The following is a 16013-nucleotide window of genomic DNA, read 5'->3' as shown; positions in this document are numbered from 1 at the left end:
ATCCGCCAGTATGATTGAAAATTGGAGGATTGCCCTTTGACTACTCGCACTGCCGCGCGGTCCGGTGGACGCTCTGCCCGTCGCGCCCAACGTACTGCTCCAAACTTTGCCATGCTGCCGGGTTTGACCCGAGGCATTCCCGTTTGCGAAGTCATGGACGAAAGCCAGGTCGAACGTATCGACAACGCGGCAATGGATATTCTGGAAAATGTCGGTGTTCAATTCCGCGACCCCATCGCGCTGGAAGACTGGAAGACAGCCGGAGCCAAGGTTGTCGGAGAGTTGGTCTATCTGGACCGCAACATGGTACGCGAGCTGATCTCGACCATTCCATCGCAGTTCACCTATCATGCGCGTGACCCGCAAAAGAACCTTGCACTGGGCGGCAAACATTCGATCTTTGTGCCAATGACCGGCGCGCCTTTCCTGCGCGATCTGGATGACGTGCGGCGGAATCCGACGCTGGATGATCTGGCGATGTTCCACAAGCTGTCGCACATGATGCCTGCACTACACAGCTCGGCCCACCATATTGTCGAGCCTTATGATCACCCGATCAGCCAGCGGCACCTGCGCATCACATATTCTTCGATGAAATACTCGGACAAGACTTTCATGGGCATGACGACATCGCCTAAGAACGCCGAGGATGTGATGGATATGTGCGATATCCTGTTCGGCGAAGGCTTTATCGACGACCATCCTGTCACCACCGGCAACTGCAACGGCAACAGCCCTTTGGTGTGGGATGAAACCATGCTGGGCGCGATGCGCGCCTTTAGCCGACGCAACCAGCCAGTTTTGTGCTCGCCCTTCGTTTTGGGTGGCGCGAACACACCCGCTTCGGTCCCCGCGACCGTAGCGCAGCTGACAGCCGAGGCGTTGTCGGCGCTGGCCTACACACAGGTGATCCGCAAGGGCGCACCTGCGATCTGGGGGCACTACCTGTCGACCGTGTCGATGAAATCCGGTGCGCCCATGGCGGGCACGCCTGAAATCAGCCTGATGAATTTCATGATCGGCCAGATGGCGCGGTATTACGACGTGCCATGGCGCACTTCGAACACGCTGGGCGGCGCCAAAACGTTTGACGCGCAAGCGGGATACGAATCCGCCACAACGCTCAGCGCGGTGATCCATGCCGGAGCCAACTATATCTGGCATTCGGCAGGCTGGAATGAGGCGGGCATGCACTGTTCAGTTGCCAAGTTCGTGGTGGATGCCGAACAATGCGCGATGGCTTACCGCATGGCGGAAGGCCCGAAGTGGCACGATTTCGATCAGGCGCTTGCCGCGGTTCCGGATGTAGGCCCTGGTGGTCACTACCTTGGCCACCCGCACACGCAGGACAATTTCCAGACGGCGTTCTTTATGCCTGAACTCTTTGACAACAACTCGATCGAACAATGGGTGGCTGAGGGCGAAGTGGAAATCACAGAACGCGCCTTGAAGCACGCGCGAAAACTACTGGCCGAGTACCAAGAGCCAAAACTGGACAAAGCCAAAAACGAAGCGCTTCTGGACTATATCGCGCGCCGCGAAAGGGAAATCCCGGCGGCGGATGAGTTGAACCAGACCTACTGATACAATCTCCCCGTACTGGCCCGCCCGCAATCCGGGTGGGCCCTTTTTTCGTTCAGGACAAGCAGAGCAGCATGAAGATCGCCGAACTCCATATCTACAGCCACGACCTGCCGGTCAAAAACGGACCCTACACCATGGCCAATGCACAGGTCTGGTCGCTTGATACCACTCTGGTCAAAGTCGTTGCCGATAACGGATTGATCGGCTGGGGCGAGACCTGCCCAGTTGGCCCGACATATGCTGAGGCGCACGCAAAAGGCGCCCGTGCAGCTTTGATCGAAATGGCCCCGGGCTTGATCGGCACCGAAGCACTGCCGCTGACACTGCATCGCCGGATGGATGGGCTGCTGAACGGGCACACATATGCCAAAGCGGCTGTCGATATTGCGGTTCACGATGTGCTGGGTAAACACTTGGGCGTGCCTGTCAGCGACCTGCTGGGTGGTGCAACAACTGACAAAGTCCCATCCTACTATGCCACTGGCGTTGGTGCGCCTGACGATATTGCCCGACTGGCAGCCGAGAAAATGGCCGAAGGCTACCCGCGATTGCAGATCAAGGTCGGGGGCCGCCCGGTCGAGATCGACATCGAAACCATCCGCAAGGTCTGGGAGGTTGTCAAAGGGTCGGGTACGCGTCTGGCCGTGGACGGCAATCGGGGCTGGACCACGCGCGACGCTTTGCGCGTCAGCCGCGAATGCCCTGAAATTCCGTTCATCATGGAACAGCCCTGCAACACCATTGAGGATTTGCAGAAGATCCGACCTCAGGTCACGCACGGCATTTACATGGACGAAAACAGCACCAGTCTGAACACTGTGATCTCAGCAGCAGGGACCGGTCTGGTCGATGGGTTCGGGATGAAAGTCACTCGGATCGGCGGGTTGAACCCCATGCGCGCTTTCCGCGACATTTGCGAAGCCCGAAACCTTCCGCACACCTGCGATGACAGCTGGGGTGGGGACATCATCGCCGCTGCCTGTACTCATGTCGGTGCAACGGTTCGGCCCGATCTGCTGGAAGGCGTCTGGCTTGCCGCACCTTATATCGAAGGCAACTATGATCCCGAAAATGGTATCCAGATCAAAGGCGGGCATATTGCGTTGACAACCGGGCCGGGGCTGGGCGTGGTGCCTGATGAAAGCCAATTTGGCACCCCTGTTGCGTCGTTTTAACCGTGGATGATCTCATGACCCTGAATGGAAAATCGGCTTTGGTCACTGGCGCAGCCGGAGGTATCGGGGCGTCAATCGTTGAGCGTTTGCGCCAAGCTGGGGCGCGGGTCGCGGTTGCGGACCGGTCGGTCGATGGCATTGAGGCCGAGGCGTATCTGCCGGGCGATCTGCTTGATCCAGACTATGCCGACCAATTGCCCAGGGCGGCGGCGTCTGCGCTGGGCAGGCTCGATATCGTGATCAACAATGCAGGTGTCATCACACGCGGGTCTGTCACCGACACGTCGGATGCGGATTGGTCTTTGTCACTGGGCGTCAATGTCGAAGCCCCGTTTCGTATCTGTCGCGCGGCGATCCCGATCATGGCTGAAACGGGAGGGGGCGCTATCGTCAACACCGCGTCTTGTTGGGGGCTGCGCCCCGGCCCCAATCACGCCGTTTATTGTATGACAAAAGCGGCCATTGCGTCCCTGACCCAATGTATGGGTATGGACCATGCCCATCAGGGTATCCGCGTCAACGCTGTATGCCCGAATGAGGTGAATACGCCTATGCTGCGCTCGGGTTTTGAAAAGCGCGGTTTTGATCCCGATACGGCCGTGGCCGAGCTGGGCCAAAGCGTGCCGCTGGGCCGCATCGCCGAGCCCGAGGATATTGCAGACGTCATCATGTTCCTCGTCTCGGATGCGTCGCGTTATGTTTGCGGTACGCTGGTCGAGGTCAACGGAGGGAAGCCCGTTTCATGAAGCGGTTCGAGGGAAAGGTGGCATTGGTCACAGGCGGGCGCAGCGGCATCGGTCAGGCCATTGCCCGTCGGTTGCGGGACGAGGGCGCGCAGGTCTTTACCGCGCAACGTGGAGAAGACAGCGAGTTTCAAGGCATTGCAGCGGATTTCACCGATCCCGACAGCCCGGCACAGGCGGTCAGCGAAGTGGTATCTGATGCTGGGCGCCTGGATGTGTTGGTCAACAACGCGGGTATGATGCAGGAAGTTTTGGTCGAAGACATGAGCCTTGAGGATTGGCACCGCAATCTGACGGTCAATCTGACCGCTCCGTTCCTGATGATCAAAGCCGCGCTGCCGCATCTGCGTCAAACCCGCGGTAATATCGTCAATACCGGATCCATTGAAGGTTTGAGCAGCAATCCCGGTCACGCGGCTTATTGCGCGTCCAAGGCAGGGCTGCATGGTCTGACCCGCGCCGTTGCCGTGGATCACGGGGTTGAAGGTGTCCGTTGCAACGCCGTGGCACCCGGATGGATCGATACCGAACTGAACGAAGATTTCATCGATTCCATGCCTGACCCTGCTGCATTCCGTGATGATATAGCCAAAATCCACCCTGTTGCACGGACCGGTCGGCCGGAAGAGGTTGCAGCCCTCGTCGCGTTTCTGGCGTCAGAGGAGGCGGGCTTTATCACCGGGCAGGTCTACACCGTAGATGGTGGGCGCATGGCCAAGCTTAGCCTTCCCTGACGCCAACGCATCACTCCTTACCGGATCGCCATTCTTTCCAAATCAAATAGCTGTTTGCCCCAAGCGAGGCGAATGGCTCGGGCGGCAATCGCGGAAGATCCGGCTGTTCCAGAAAGTGACTGGCGATCTCTGATCCGCCTTGCATCACCAATTCTGCGATGCCCATGCCTTGCAAGGTTCCTCGGGCGATGCCCAGGCCATTCTGACAGCAGGCCGAGAACACACCGTCCTCAAGTTCACCAAAGGCCGCAGACCCATTGCGGCTTAGGCAAAGCATCCCGGCCCAGCGGTGCTCCATCGTTACGTCTGACAGGTGCGGGAAACGTTCCATGAACTTGCGGTCCTGAACCCAGCCGACATTGCGCAGCCGCATTGGGCTGGTCTCGATTGTCGGGTGAAAGCTGGTACCGTTGCGGATCAGGATGCGATCGCCGTAGCTGCCGGAAATGCGCCGCACCGATGTGCCCATCGGATCGGCAGGTGTCACCGACCAGCGCGATTGCCCGCCAAGCGTTTTGATCTGTGCCTCAGTCAAAGGTGCTGAGATCGACGCGTAGAGGCAGATATGCATCAATTGTCTTTGGTAGAACCCAAAGCTTTCGAGATGGCCGTTATTGGCGAGGATAATCCGCCCGGTCTTGACCTTGGCTTTGGTGGTTTTGACCACCCAGCTTGTGCCTTGCTTTTCGAAACTGGTGACTGGTGAGTTTTCGAACACGTCAATCTGATCAGCCAATTGGGCCGAAAGCGCCCGCGCATAGGCTGCGGGTTGGATCATCACTGTTCCTGGCGCGTAAAGTCCCGAGGTGTAATGTGGGCTGCCCGTGATTTCGTGCATCTGTTGCTGGTCATAGAGCGTGTGAGGCTCACCCAGTTTCCTCAGGTGTTCCGCAAACGCGCGGTTGTGCGCGTCGCCCGCCTTGGTGGCGGCGGCATTGTACTTGCCGCAGGGGTCGAACATTTCCTGATTTAACTCGCATTCCCCGGCCACGTCGCTCGCAAAAGCAATGGCCTTGCGATTCAGTGCAATTGCGGCGCGATCCTCTTCCAATCCTTCGCCTGCATAATTGTCCGAGGCCAAATCATGAGGCAGGTCGATCATAAATCCCGAGTTCCGCCCCGCAGAACCATCGGCAAATCGGCCTGCTTCCAGCAGAACAACCTTCAGTGATGGATCCAGTTGATGCAGCCGCCGCGCCGTGCTGAGCCCAGCAAACCCACCGCCAACGATAGTGATGTCGGCAGTCAGGTCCTTGTCCAGTTCCGGCAGGGGCGTCTGGGGTGGCAGGATGGCATTCCATCCGGCCGGGCCCGTCTGCCGGGGCAGTCTTTTGGCCTCGAACCGCGTCAATCCACCGCCTCGTCTGCGTCATCGGCCAGATCGATCCAGATGGTTTTCAACTGGGTGTACTGATCGTGGGCGTGGACCGAATTGTCGCGACCGCCAAAGCCAGACTGCTTGTAGCCGCCAAATGGCGTGGTGATGTCGCCTTCGCCAAAGCTGTTGACTGTCACGGTGCCCGCCCGGATCGCCCGAGCCCCGCGAATGGCGCGCTTGGCGTTGGCAGTGAAGATCGAGGCACAAAGGCCATAGTCGGTGTCATTGGCGATCTTGATGGCTTCGTCAAAGCCTGACACTTCGATCACCGACAGAACCGGGCCAAAGATCTCTTCCCGCGCCAGGGTGGCGTCATTGCCGGGTACTTCGACCACCGTAGCCTCGACAAAGCCTTTGTCAGCTTTGCCGCCGATCACCACGTTCTCGGCTTGATCCAGATAACCGCAGACCTTGTTATAATGCCCTTCGCTCACCAGCGCGCCCATACGGGTTTCCGGGTTCAGAGGGTCACCGATATTCCACTGTTTGGCGTGATGTGCAATGCGCTCCAGCAACTCTGCCTTTACATCCTTGTGCACGATCAGGCGCGACGAGGCCGAGCAGTTCTCGCCCATGTTCCAGAACGCGCCGTTCACCACATGCGCGGCCACACGGTCAAGGTTTTCAGCGTCATCCATGACGATGGCCGGGTTTTTGCCGCCCATCTCCAGCACCACTTCTTTGGCGTTACTTTCGGCGGAATAGGTCAGGAACCGTTTGCCGGTTACGGTCGAGCCGGTGAAAGAGACCATGTCAATATCCATATGCCGCCCGATGGGTTCACCGACCTCTGCGCCGCCGCCCGGAACGATGTTCAGAACGCCGCGGGGCAGGCCAGCCTCCATCGCCAGCTCAGCCATACGCAGAGCGGTCAGCGTGGTCTCAGTCGCGGGTTTCACCACGACCGAACAGCCCGCCGCCAAAGCAGGCCCGATTTTCCACGCCAGCATCAGCAGCGGGAAGTTCCAGGGCAGCACCAGGCCGACGACGCCAATCGGTTCGCGCACCACCATGGCGATGTGATCGTCGCTGGCGGGCGAGACTTGATCGTAAATCTTGTCAATCGCCTCGGCGTGCCATTTCAGGCAGTGGATCGTCTCGGGCACATCCACGGATTCGCAATCAAGGATGGTCTTGCCGCTGTCGATGCTTTCCATCACCGCCAGTTCGCGCGTATTGCGGGTCAGTAACTTGCACAACCGGATCAGCACATCCTTGCGTTCGCTCGGATGCAGCTTGGACCAACGGCCATCGTCAAACGCCTCACGCGCCTTTTCGACGGCAAAGTCCACATCCGCTGCGCCGCAAGACGCGATGTCCGCCAGTTTGTCGCCAGTGGCTGGGTTCACTGTCTCAAAGGTCTCACCCGAAATCGCGGGGCGGAAGGCGCCGTCGATGAAAGCGCCTGTAGGCAGCGTCAGGCCTGCGGCGATGGATTTGTATTCGTCCTGTGTCAGCAGATCCATGTCTCTTACCCCTCAGCCACAATGTCAGCGATTGTCTTCTTGAGCACACGCGTCACCTGTTCCAACGCGCGCTTGTCGTCTTTGTTCAGACCCTTCAGCGGAGGCCGCATCGCGCCCGCATCGATCCCGTTCATGGTCACGCCATGCTTGATGGTCTGGATGAACTTGCCACCCTGTTCCAACACTCGCATCAGCGGCATCATGGCCGACATGATCCGCCGACCTTTAGAGAAATTCCCCTCGATCACGCAGGCATCGTAAAGCGCCACATGCTCGGTGGGCAGAAAGTTCGACCCGCCACAGACCCAGAACGGCGCACCCCAGGCGAAGAATTCCAACGCCTGGTCGTCCATACCGCAGCCAAGCTGGATGTGTGGATAGTCCCGCGCCAGCAGGTGCACCCTGTTGATATCGCCCGAGCTTTCCTTGATGCCGCAGAAGTTCCGGCTGCGGCCTACACGGTCAAGAAATTCCTCACCCATCATCGTGCCGGTGCGGTGCGGGTAGTTGTACAGCATTACGGGCAGGTCCGCGGCCTTGTCGATAGCCAGCGCGTTCAGTGCGTTTTCGCGGTCGGTCGGCACCGAATAGGGCGGGCTGGCCAGCAGGATCGCATCTGCACCAATTTCGCGCGCGCCCGAGGCCAGCGCAATGGAATCCGGCGTCAGCATGGCCCCGGTCCCTACGACCAGAGGCAGACGGCCTTTCAATTGCTGATGTGTGAATTTGGCCAGTTCCAGCCGTTCTTCCACAGTCTGGGCATAGTTTTCACCTGTCGATCCGCCCGAAATCAGACCATGCACGCCACTCTGGATCAGGTATTCGATCACATTGGACAAGGCGTCCCAATTAACGCTTCCATCGTTGTGATAGGGCGTGACCACAGGGGTATAAATCCCCTCAAACTTGAAAATCGGGTTCATTCCGTCCTCATGCAGGTTTCGAAAGGAGTGGGACGCCCATCGGGACATCCAGCGCGTCTGGCATCACGAACATCTCAATCTGATCGCGTGACAGGTTCCAGTGATCTTCGGCTAGCTTTGCCGCTGCTGCTTCGTCCCGCGCCTCGATGGCTGCGATGATGGCATCGTGCTGTTCGCTGGCGCGTGACAGGTTTTCCGACATTTCATCGGACTGTGGGCGATAGAACGTCATGCCGATCCTCGCGTGATCGATCAGCAGCCGGTTGAACGAGGGCAGCAGATAGACATTGCCCGACATCTCGCCAGTCACATCGTGAAAGCGATTGTTGGCCAGCGCCCGATCCTCGGCCGAACCTGTACGTAACGCGGCTTTGAACGCTTGCTGCGCGTCTTTTAGGGCGTCGATCTGCGCAGGGCGCGCGTTTCCCGCAGCCAGACGCAGGATCGCGCCATACACCATTGGTGCGGCAAGGAAGAAATCGCGCAGGGTCGTGTAAGACATCTCGGACACCCGCGCGCTGCGGTTTGTACGCAGGTCGAGATAGCCTTCCCCCGCCAGTTGCCGGAATACCTCGCGCAGCGGTGTGCGTGACAGGCCGAATTCATCTGACAAATGCGCCTCGTCCAGATCTGTGCCTGGTTGCAAGCGCAGAGTCAGAATGGATGTTTTCAGGTGCTCTTGTAACGCGCCTTTTCGCGACTTGGCTTCGTCTTTCATCCCTTAGCTCATCCATCTTTCATAAAGCGGTCGAATCGATCTGTCACGGTTATGTATGCTAAGAAAATACAACTTGTATACAAAAAAATTTCGTGCAGCATAGGCTCCTGCAAAATAGACTCACTTTCGGGCGCTGTCCCAAGTTCAAACGGATCAACTCATGCCTAAGACGCGGCGCATCACATTTCTTCTGGTCGAGGAATTCTCGCACCTTGCGTTCTCTTGCGCGGTGGAACCGCTGAGGATTGCGAACCTTGTGAGCGGGGAAGAACTTTATAGCTGGAACTTCGTGTCTGAGCATGGCGAACAGGCGGTGTGCTCAAATGGGTCAGTTACGCTGGTTCACTCCGGGCTGGAAAACCTGGCCAAATGCGACCAGCTTTTTGTGCTGTCGGGCATTCATATGCGTAAGCACGTCACCCGCCGCCTGTTGGCCACCCTGCGGCGAGCGCGCGCCCGCGGCACCCCAATCGGTGCCCTATGTTCGGGTGCCTGGGTGTTGGCCGAAGCCGGCTTTCTGGACGGGATGCAGGCGGCGATCCATTGGGAATACCATGATGCCTTCATGGAGGCGTTTCCCGAGGTTAATCTGGTTCGCAGTGTTTTTGTTGCTGACGAAAAACACATCACCGCGTCGGGCGGAACCGCGACGGCAGATTTGATGCTGCATCTGATCGAGCGCGACCATGGCGAAGAGTTGGCAATCGATGTGGCAGATCAAATGGTTTACAACGCGGTGCGCAATGCAACGGCGAAACAGCGGGTTTCGCTGCAGTCACGCAACGGGATGCGCAATGCGCACCTGGCCAAGGCCATCAACATCATGCAGGACAGCATCGAGACCCCAATCTCGCCGTCCTTTATTGCCGAAGAACTTGGCATTTCCACCCGGCAGCTAGAGCGGCTGTTCGGCAAGTATCTGAACACATCGCCCAAGAAGTACTTTATGGAACTGCGCCTGGAACGTGCCCAAAAGTTGCTGCTGCAAACCGAGGCTTCAGTCACCGAGATCGCAATTGCTTGTGGTTTCGAAAACCCGGGCCATTTCTCGCGCGTGTTCCGATCCAGCTTTGGTGTCACACCGCACGCACAGCGCAACAAGATCGACTGAGAAGCGTCTGAGCGGGAAAGAGGACTATTAAAACGGCAGGGGATGCCGTGCTTCATCGGTCCAAATCGGACCTGAGCGGGCATCCCCCTAACCCTGCCGAGATACCCCCTCATTAAAACCGGACTAGTCAACAGATCGGCAGGATTATTTACCAATAGATTGCGATGTAGGCATAACTATTGCGAGAACTTGTCATCCATGAGATTCTTGTGCCTACATTTCTTAACCTTTGCCTTAATTGTGGGCATCGGTTTCGTCGGACAATCGACGGTTTCCAAAGAGTAGTCGTTTTCGATAGGGCGAGTCGAACAACTTGCTCTTGTGTTCCTCATCCGAGCCAATTTTCGCAAGATGAACTAGGTTGGCAAGCTTTGTAGCCAGGCGCTGACGTTGTTGAAAAAGCCGGATGTGTTAGAATTTCCCCTGATTGATGCGGTGTTGTGGAGACCAAAAATTCAAGGGAGAAAGGTATGTCTGACCCATATTCAAATCTGGCCAACGAAGACGATGCGTTGCAGGCGCGTATTGCCGACGCAATGGATGCCCGTTGTTTGGAGCCTGCTCAGGTTGAGATCAGAAAAGCCTATCTCAGAGATCTTGATCTGCCTGAGGGAGCGTATGCAGTTGAGTTCGGTTCTGGCACTGGGCACGTTACCAACGACTTGATCGAGATGGCCGGTGCGACCAAGGCGCTGGGCATCGAGCCATCACCAATAATGGTTGAAAGAGCGCGGCAACGTTTTGACGGAAAACCATCTTTGAGGTTTGAGGTTGGTGATGCAAGGAATACAGGGCTTCCATCCTCATCTGTTGACCTGGTGTTGATGCACACACTGTTGTGCCATGTTCCCGATCCGCAAGACGCCGTTCGCGAGGCACACAGGATACTCAAACCGGGCGGTTTGGTTGCCGTCTGCGATGGCGACTATGATACGGCGACGGCCCAGATTGCAGATTTCGACCCGTTGGATCAGCTTGTCCGCTTTATGATCAACCAGAATGTCACCAATCTTTGGGTCATGCGTCAGATCGGAGAGTTGCTGGGTACCGCAGGGTTCGAACTTGGCCGACGCTGTGGACATGGCTATGTGGCCGAAGGCGAAGCCGGGTATTTCCTGACAGTGATAGATCGCGGGGCGGACCGAATGGTCGAAACAGGTGTCCTTTTCCCTCAGACAGCAGAAGCGCTGAAAGCAGAAGCACGCAGTCGCGTTTCAAGTAACACGTTTTTTGGTTTCATGTCCTATGTCAGTCAGATTGCCAGAAAGCCAATCGGGTGATCAAACTAATTGCATTTTTCAGCGACAAGGTCGTTTTGAGAACGGCGGATTAACACTTGAATATATCCGGTCCGAGTGTCCGCCGGGCAGGTCGCAGCTCCATAGTTTGAGGTTTGGCGGCCCCATGAGATGGCAAGGGATTTCTTCTAAACGCTCTTCTGTTTAACGCTTCCCTGCTTAGAACTCGGCGGACCGAAATCATAGAAACAAGGGTGGTCACGATATTGGAGATGTATGGATGGTGCTGCTGGAGAGAATTGAACTCTCGACCTCTCCCTTACCAAGGGAGTGCTCTGTGTGGCGCTAGAGGCACAAGGCAGCCAGAACCTTTTGAAACCTTTTACATTATGTTGCGGTGAGTTATGTCTTGTTGTGATGAGTGCGCGTATCGGTGGTCGCCATGTGGTCGCCAGCGGTGGTTACCAACAAGGAAAACAGTTCATGTCCCAAACGGCTCTTAAGATCGTCCAGATTAGCCCGAAACAAAGCGCCCAGCGCCGGTCCCTGACTGAAGCCAAGGTTCGTAACGCAAAGCCACATGCCCAACGATACGAAATCAATGACACGGATGTACCCGGCCTCGCACTGCGTATTGGGACCGAAGCAAAGGTCTACATTCTGCGCTCACGCCTCGGGACCGGTCGCCAAGCCAAGCGCGTCCAGATCAAGATCGGTGACACCCGCACGATCACGCTCAAACAAGCGCGCGACCTTGCTCGCTCTCACATCCTCGATTTGCGCAATGGAATCGACCCGCGCGTCCCGCAAACCGGTGCGATCCTTACAGCCCGGCTTCTGGATCTTTACGAACAGGACTTGATTGCGCGCCAGATCGTCCGCACCACCGACATGATGCAATCGCTGCGCACGAACCTGTACCCGCACCGCACTCGTCCCATTGGCGATCTGTCCCGCCTCGACCTGACCGCGATCATCGACGGCATCGAAAAATCCGGTCGTCCCGGCGCTGCCGACTACTTCCGCAAGAACGCCACTGGTTTCCTGAACTTCGCTGCAGACAAGGGACACATCCCTGTCTCGCCTCTCGCAGGCTACCGCAGGCCTCGCCAGACGCGCGCACAGCGCCTCTCGGACGAACAATGGACCATGACTTCCCCCGAGCAGGTTAAGCGGTTCCTCAAAGCCCTGAACACCTCACCTGATCCGATCTACCAAGCCTTGATGCGCCTAACGCTTCTGACCGGCCAGCGCCGCAACGAAATCGCGCACATGCGCTGGGCAGAACTCGATACAAAAACCAGCCTCTGGACTATCCCCGCCGACCGAACCAAGACTGCCACCACCCACACGGTCCCACTCGGTCCATTGTCGCGCGCCTTGCTCAAGGACCTCGCGAAACTGACAGGTGCGAAACCCGGCAAGACCGACGCGCTCATCTTCCCTAGCGCACGCGCGCCCAACACCGCAATCTCTGGCTGGTCCAAGCGGATCATCCCGGTCCGTAAGGCATACGGCGACGACCGCCTGTCCATCCACGGTCTGCGCCGCACCTACCGCACCGGCCTTACCGAACTCGGGGTCGATTTCGACACTGCCGAACGGATGATCGGACACAAACGCCCCGGTCTAGCGGGCACATACGACAAATCCACAATCCTCGAACGCAGGCTTGAGGCGCAGAGAATTTGGGAAGATTACATTGCCGCTCTATCGGGATAGCATAGTTGAGAAGCTGCACAACAAAGGTCAATTTTGACCAAAGCCGCAAATGCGCGTCTCACGCAGTCGTCGGGTTACAATCAATCAACAGCTTAAAGACGAACTCTCCCGCTCTTATCCATTATCGTCGGGTTGAGCCCAGATTTTCTGGGGCAGAGGGTTCTGCTGCAGCATCCGCCAAAGCCGCCAGTCGCCTTGCTGGGCCGCCTCCCATGCGGCCACTAAGGCCGCCTTTCGCAGGATGCCATTCCTCGTTCCCAGCGTATCCGTCGCCCGCCATTCCGGTGTGTTTACCAGTTCGCGTGATGGCCGGTTCTCCATGAGCCAGTTGCGCGCAGCGCGCACCTCGCGATTGGGACTGGGCTTGCCCGCGAGCCCTCGCGCCCCGTGCTTGATGCATTTCGGGGTTCTGAAGGCTGCCCAACCGCGACAGGGCTGGCCGTCCATTCGCGTCGCATTGCAGCGCTTGTGGTTGCCTGAGCCGAACGGGGCGACCGATCCCCGACCACTTTCGTTGTACCGCCTCAGTGCCGCTAGTCGACGCTCTCTGCCCGCAGCGCGGCTCCCTGCATCCATGACGCGCTCTCTTACTCTGCTGCGATGGGCAGCGTTTCTTCCCCACCGATCCTGACCGTCACTTTCACGTCCTGTGTCGTAGTCATATCTACGGCTTTCAGCTTCGGCATGAAGTACGGCAGCAGGGCGAGACCCAATTTGATCTTGCGGTCGCCAGTGGCATTCCGCCAGCTTTCGGCCAGATCGATCAGGATGTCTTCTTTGGTCAGCTCCATCTTGGCGCATATCTGTTTCGAAACCTTTGCTCTCGGAGTGCTGGGCATCTCTTGTTTCTCCAGGCTGGGCAGTTTTAGTTATCAATTTGCGGTATCATGATACCACTTTTTGGTTTTGGCGAGAACTGAAGTTTGCATGTCTTTGCAGGTCATGTGGCGCTCGCCACGCGCCGACTTGTGAGAGTTGTGAGAGGACTGTTCTCACACTCCTCTGACACCTCTCACTAATTGCCATCCGTTGTGAGTGGCGCGCCTGTCCCGCCCCGCCACAGGCGGGCGGGCCGCTCATAGTAGGGGGCGCACGATTGAAGGCTGATTTCATCACTTTTCACCGCCACTTGTGAGAGTGTGAGAAGAGTTAGAACCTCTCTATATATAGGCAAATTTCTAACTCTCATACATTTCGGCTATTCCTCGTCGTCTTCATGCGGGTCATTCGGGCCGACGATGGAACGTTTTATTCCCGTCCGATTTTCGGAATTGGGCCGCTTTTCATTTACGGTGGTAATCCACCCCTCGCCCTTCATCTGATTGCTGATTTTGTTTGCTCCGCCCACTGGCATCCCGTGCTTCTTCAGTGCATCTTCGACAATGCTTTTCAGCGTTGGTTTCTTAGAGCCTGAGTAATCTGCCACCCACTCGGTGATCAGGCGATGCCTGACATCCTCCCAGATGATATCGGCAACTCCGGCTGTCTGCGGCGGCTTGTATTCCTTGGCAGTGCCCACGATCTCGGTATTCCCGTCCGCGCACAGTACCTCCCTCAGGGTGATCTCGTAGTGGGTGACATTTGACGGGCCGATATTGCTTTTGGTCGTGGCCGCCTTGACGATGTTCCGGTGGGGGTCGACGCCCCACTCCTGCAGCTTGGTACGTGAGATTTTGTTCATGCTGATTGCACAGCGTGCCGTGTCTACGATCTCCGTCCCGTGCTTGATGTCGTGCTGATCCTGATCGCCGCGATTGCTTCCCGACGGTTCCCGATCTCCGTCAAAGGCCCTGTCCATCAGGCCGACCATTTCAATTCGCGGGTGAGGAATGTCCTTGGGGTGCATTTTGTTGTGCCTCGGCGACCATCCCAGTTCACGGGCCTTGTAGAAGAATGACCCGACACTGATTTCGCGCACATTTCTGATGCTACGCCAGAGACGCCCGGGGCTTGATCCGTCCTTACGACCAATTCCGTGTGTGTCCCCCCGTGCCGACCACTCGTAGAAGGCCTGCTCGATTCTGAGGGCCGTGGCGCGGTCAGCCTCCTGCGCGGCGGCCCAGCAGGCGTGTGCCATGCTCACCCAGTATTCTCTGCCCAGCGCCGGGTTGGGTAGTTGTGCCAATATTTCTGGGATGCTTTCGATGCTGTGGTGATCTTCTGGCAGTGCCAGCGAGAAATTGATGCGCTGTGTATGCTGCACGCCCACGCGATCCCTGATCACCCTGCGCGTCTCCGGTGCACTGTTGAGGCTGATAGGCGCTCCGGCGACCTGATCAAAAGTGAGCAGGATAAACCGTGCATTGCTTGCATACAGCCCGGCGCCATTGCGCTCCCGTGTGCCAGCGTCAGCTTCCTCGCGGGGCATGAGGACATGCAGCCCCGTGCCCGAGGCTGACACTTCGGTGTAGCTCTCTGGCTGCTCCATGACGGGTTTCAGCCACTCGGCGGTGATGTCGCCTGTGTCGGGATCGCGGACCTTGTCAAAGTCGGCGACGACCATGGCCGATCCGGCGCGGGGCAGGTATCCGACGCCAAACCTGACAACATGGTCGAAGGGAACGGCGCGGTCTTCATTGGCGCGGTCGATCTTGGCATTGATCTCGTCAATCCATTTATTCAGGTCATTGGCCTTCTGCGCGGCCTTGGCCCGATCTAGGAAAGCGGCCTGTTCGCGGTCACAGGGGAAGCCTGTTGCGGCGTTCACCGGCACCTTCGTCGTGGTCGTTTCGGCCGCCACACACCAGTTCTTTTCGGCTTTTGCGGTGTCCCATGCGGAACCCTCAGGCAAGCGTTTCACGCCTGATTGGTTAACTTGCTCGGCGAGCTTCCCGACTTTGTCTTCGGACATTTCAGACTAAGAGATTTTCGATTACGTCTCCGGTTGGAAGCCCGTCCGCCCAGCGCAGGACATCCGCGCCACGGTACCGGATTTTGCGTTCACCGATGCGGACGTACTGAGGGCCCGTGCGGTTTGCGCGCCAGCGCCGTACGGAATGGACCGACACTCCGCAAAACGCGGCAACATCGTGGTCGGTGTAAAGGCGATCTGGGATTATTTGCATTGTCTTCTCCTCTTGGGGGAGCAGACAATCACAGCACACTACACCCCCTGTGGTTTCAGGGTAGGCGAGGGTGCCGATTGGCCTCTTACAAGCTATGCCTCTTGCATAGAGGAAGCAAATGGTGTCGTCAACGAATCAAGAGTCACCAGTGGAGGC

General features: G+C 57.6%; 15 protein-coding genes. 7 read left to right on the top strand and 8 right to left on the bottom strand.

Features of this window, described 5'->3' with window-relative positions; all coding sequences use genetic code 11:
* The first annotated feature begins 36 nt into the window (after positions 1-36).
* From I9187_RS10495 to I9187_RS10480, 4 genes are all read left to right on the top strand, one after another.
* Positions 37-1584, top strand: coding sequence for a trimethylamine methyltransferase family protein (locus tag I9187_RS10495; RefSeq protein WP_209940179.1), 1548 nt, complete (start codon positions 37-39; stop codon positions 1582-1584).
* Positions 1585-1655: 71 nt separating this feature from the next.
* On the top strand, positions 1656-2759 hold the full coding sequence (locus I9187_RS10490) for a mandelate racemase/muconate lactonizing enzyme family protein (RefSeq protein ID WP_209940178.1): 1104 nt from the start codon (positions 1656-1658) through the stop codon (positions 2757-2759).
* Positions 2760-2773: 14 nt separating this feature from the next.
* The gene (locus I9187_RS10485) at positions 2774-3505 is read left to right on the top strand and encodes an SDR family oxidoreductase (protein WP_171175909.1); all 732 of its coding nucleotides are present in this window, start codon (positions 2774-2776) and stop codon (positions 3503-3505) included.
* Positions 3502-4236 (top strand): SDR family oxidoreductase, encoded by a 735-nt coding sequence (locus tag I9187_RS10480; protein ID WP_171175907.1) that lies wholly within the window; start codon positions 3502-3504, stop codon positions 4234-4236. Before I9187_RS10485 ends, I9187_RS10480 begins: the two co-directional genes overlap by 4 nt.
* A 10-nt stretch (positions 4237-4246) precedes the next feature.
* Here the strand turns inward: I9187_RS10480 and I9187_RS10475 are convergent, their stop codons facing one another.
* Genes I9187_RS10475 through I9187_RS10460 form a run of 4 tightly spaced genes read right to left on the bottom strand, consistent with a single transcriptional unit; the run spans position 4247 to position 8721 of the window.
* Positions 4247-5587 carry an FAD-binding oxidoreductase gene (locus I9187_RS10475; protein ID WP_171175905.1) on the bottom strand — a complete coding sequence of 447 codons (1341 nt, stop codon included), beginning with the start codon at positions 5585-5587 and terminating at the stop codon, positions 4247-4249.
* Positions 5584-7080 (bottom strand): aldehyde dehydrogenase, encoded by a 1497-nt coding sequence (locus I9187_RS10470; RefSeq protein WP_171621256.1) that lies wholly within the window; start codon positions 7078-7080, stop codon positions 5584-5586. The genes I9187_RS10475 and I9187_RS10470 overlap by 4 nt, the downstream gene beginning before the upstream one ends.
* Before the next feature lie 5 nt (positions 7081-7085).
* Positions 7086-8003, bottom strand: a complete 918-nt coding sequence (locus I9187_RS10465; protein ID WP_171238612.1) for a dihydrodipicolinate synthase family protein — start codon at positions 8001-8003, stop codon at positions 7086-7088.
* 7 nt (positions 8004-8010) lie between these two features.
* Positions 8011-8721, bottom strand: coding sequence for a GntR family transcriptional regulator (locus I9187_RS10460; protein ID WP_171175899.1), 711 nt, complete (start codon positions 8719-8721; stop codon positions 8011-8013).
* A 160-nt stretch (positions 8722-8881) separates the two neighbouring features.
* On the opposite strand from I9187_RS10460, the gene I9187_RS10455 reads away from it, so the two are divergent.
* The 3 genes from I9187_RS10455 (at position 8882) to I9187_RS10445 (ending at position 12792) form a co-directional block, all read left to right on the top strand.
* Positions 8882-9832, top strand: a complete 951-nt coding sequence (locus I9187_RS10455; protein ID WP_171175897.1) for a GlxA family transcriptional regulator — start codon at positions 8882-8884, stop codon at positions 9830-9832.
* A 470-nt stretch (positions 9833-10302) separates the two neighbouring features.
* A complete protein-coding gene (locus I9187_RS10450; RefSeq protein WP_171175895.1) occupies positions 10303-11112 on the top strand; it encodes a methyltransferase domain-containing protein in 810 nt (269 codons plus the stop codon).
* A gap of 441 nt (positions 11113-11553) precedes the next feature.
* Complete coding sequence (locus tag I9187_RS10445; protein ID WP_170411855.1) at positions 11554-12792, top strand: site-specific integrase; 1239 nt, start codon at positions 11554-11556, stop codon at positions 12790-12792.
* 114 nt (positions 12793-12906) lie between these two features.
* On the opposite strand, the gene I9187_RS10440 is transcribed toward I9187_RS10445, so the two are convergent.
* From I9187_RS10440 to I9187_RS10425, 4 genes are all read right to left on the bottom strand, one after another.
* Positions 12907-13368 (bottom strand): hypothetical protein, encoded by a 462-nt coding sequence (locus I9187_RS10440; RefSeq protein WP_170353312.1) that lies wholly within the window; start codon positions 13366-13368, stop codon positions 12907-12909.
* An 11-nt stretch (positions 13369-13379) separates the two neighbouring features.
* Positions 13380-13631: a hypothetical protein gene (locus tag I9187_RS10435; protein ID WP_170353311.1), complete on the bottom strand. Its 252-nt coding sequence runs from the start codon at positions 13629-13631 to the stop codon at positions 13380-13382.
* 359 nt (positions 13632-13990) lie between these two features.
* Positions 13991-15643, bottom strand: a complete 1653-nt coding sequence (locus tag I9187_RS10430; RefSeq protein ID WP_209509500.1) for a hypothetical protein — start codon at positions 15641-15643, stop codon at positions 13991-13993.
* Between the two features lies 1 nt (position 15644).
* On the bottom strand, positions 15645-15857 hold the full coding sequence (locus I9187_RS10425; protein WP_170353308.1) for a helix-turn-helix domain-containing protein: 213 nt from the start codon (positions 15855-15857) through the stop codon (positions 15645-15647).
* Positions 15858-16013: the final 156 nt, after the last annotated feature.

It is taken from the genome of Ruegeria sp. HKCCE4148 (assembly GCF_017872495.1).
Lineage (GTDB): Bacteria > Pseudomonadota > Alphaproteobacteria > Rhodobacterales > Rhodobacteraceae > Ruegeria.
This window is presented reverse-complemented; position numbering and strand designations above follow the sequence as displayed.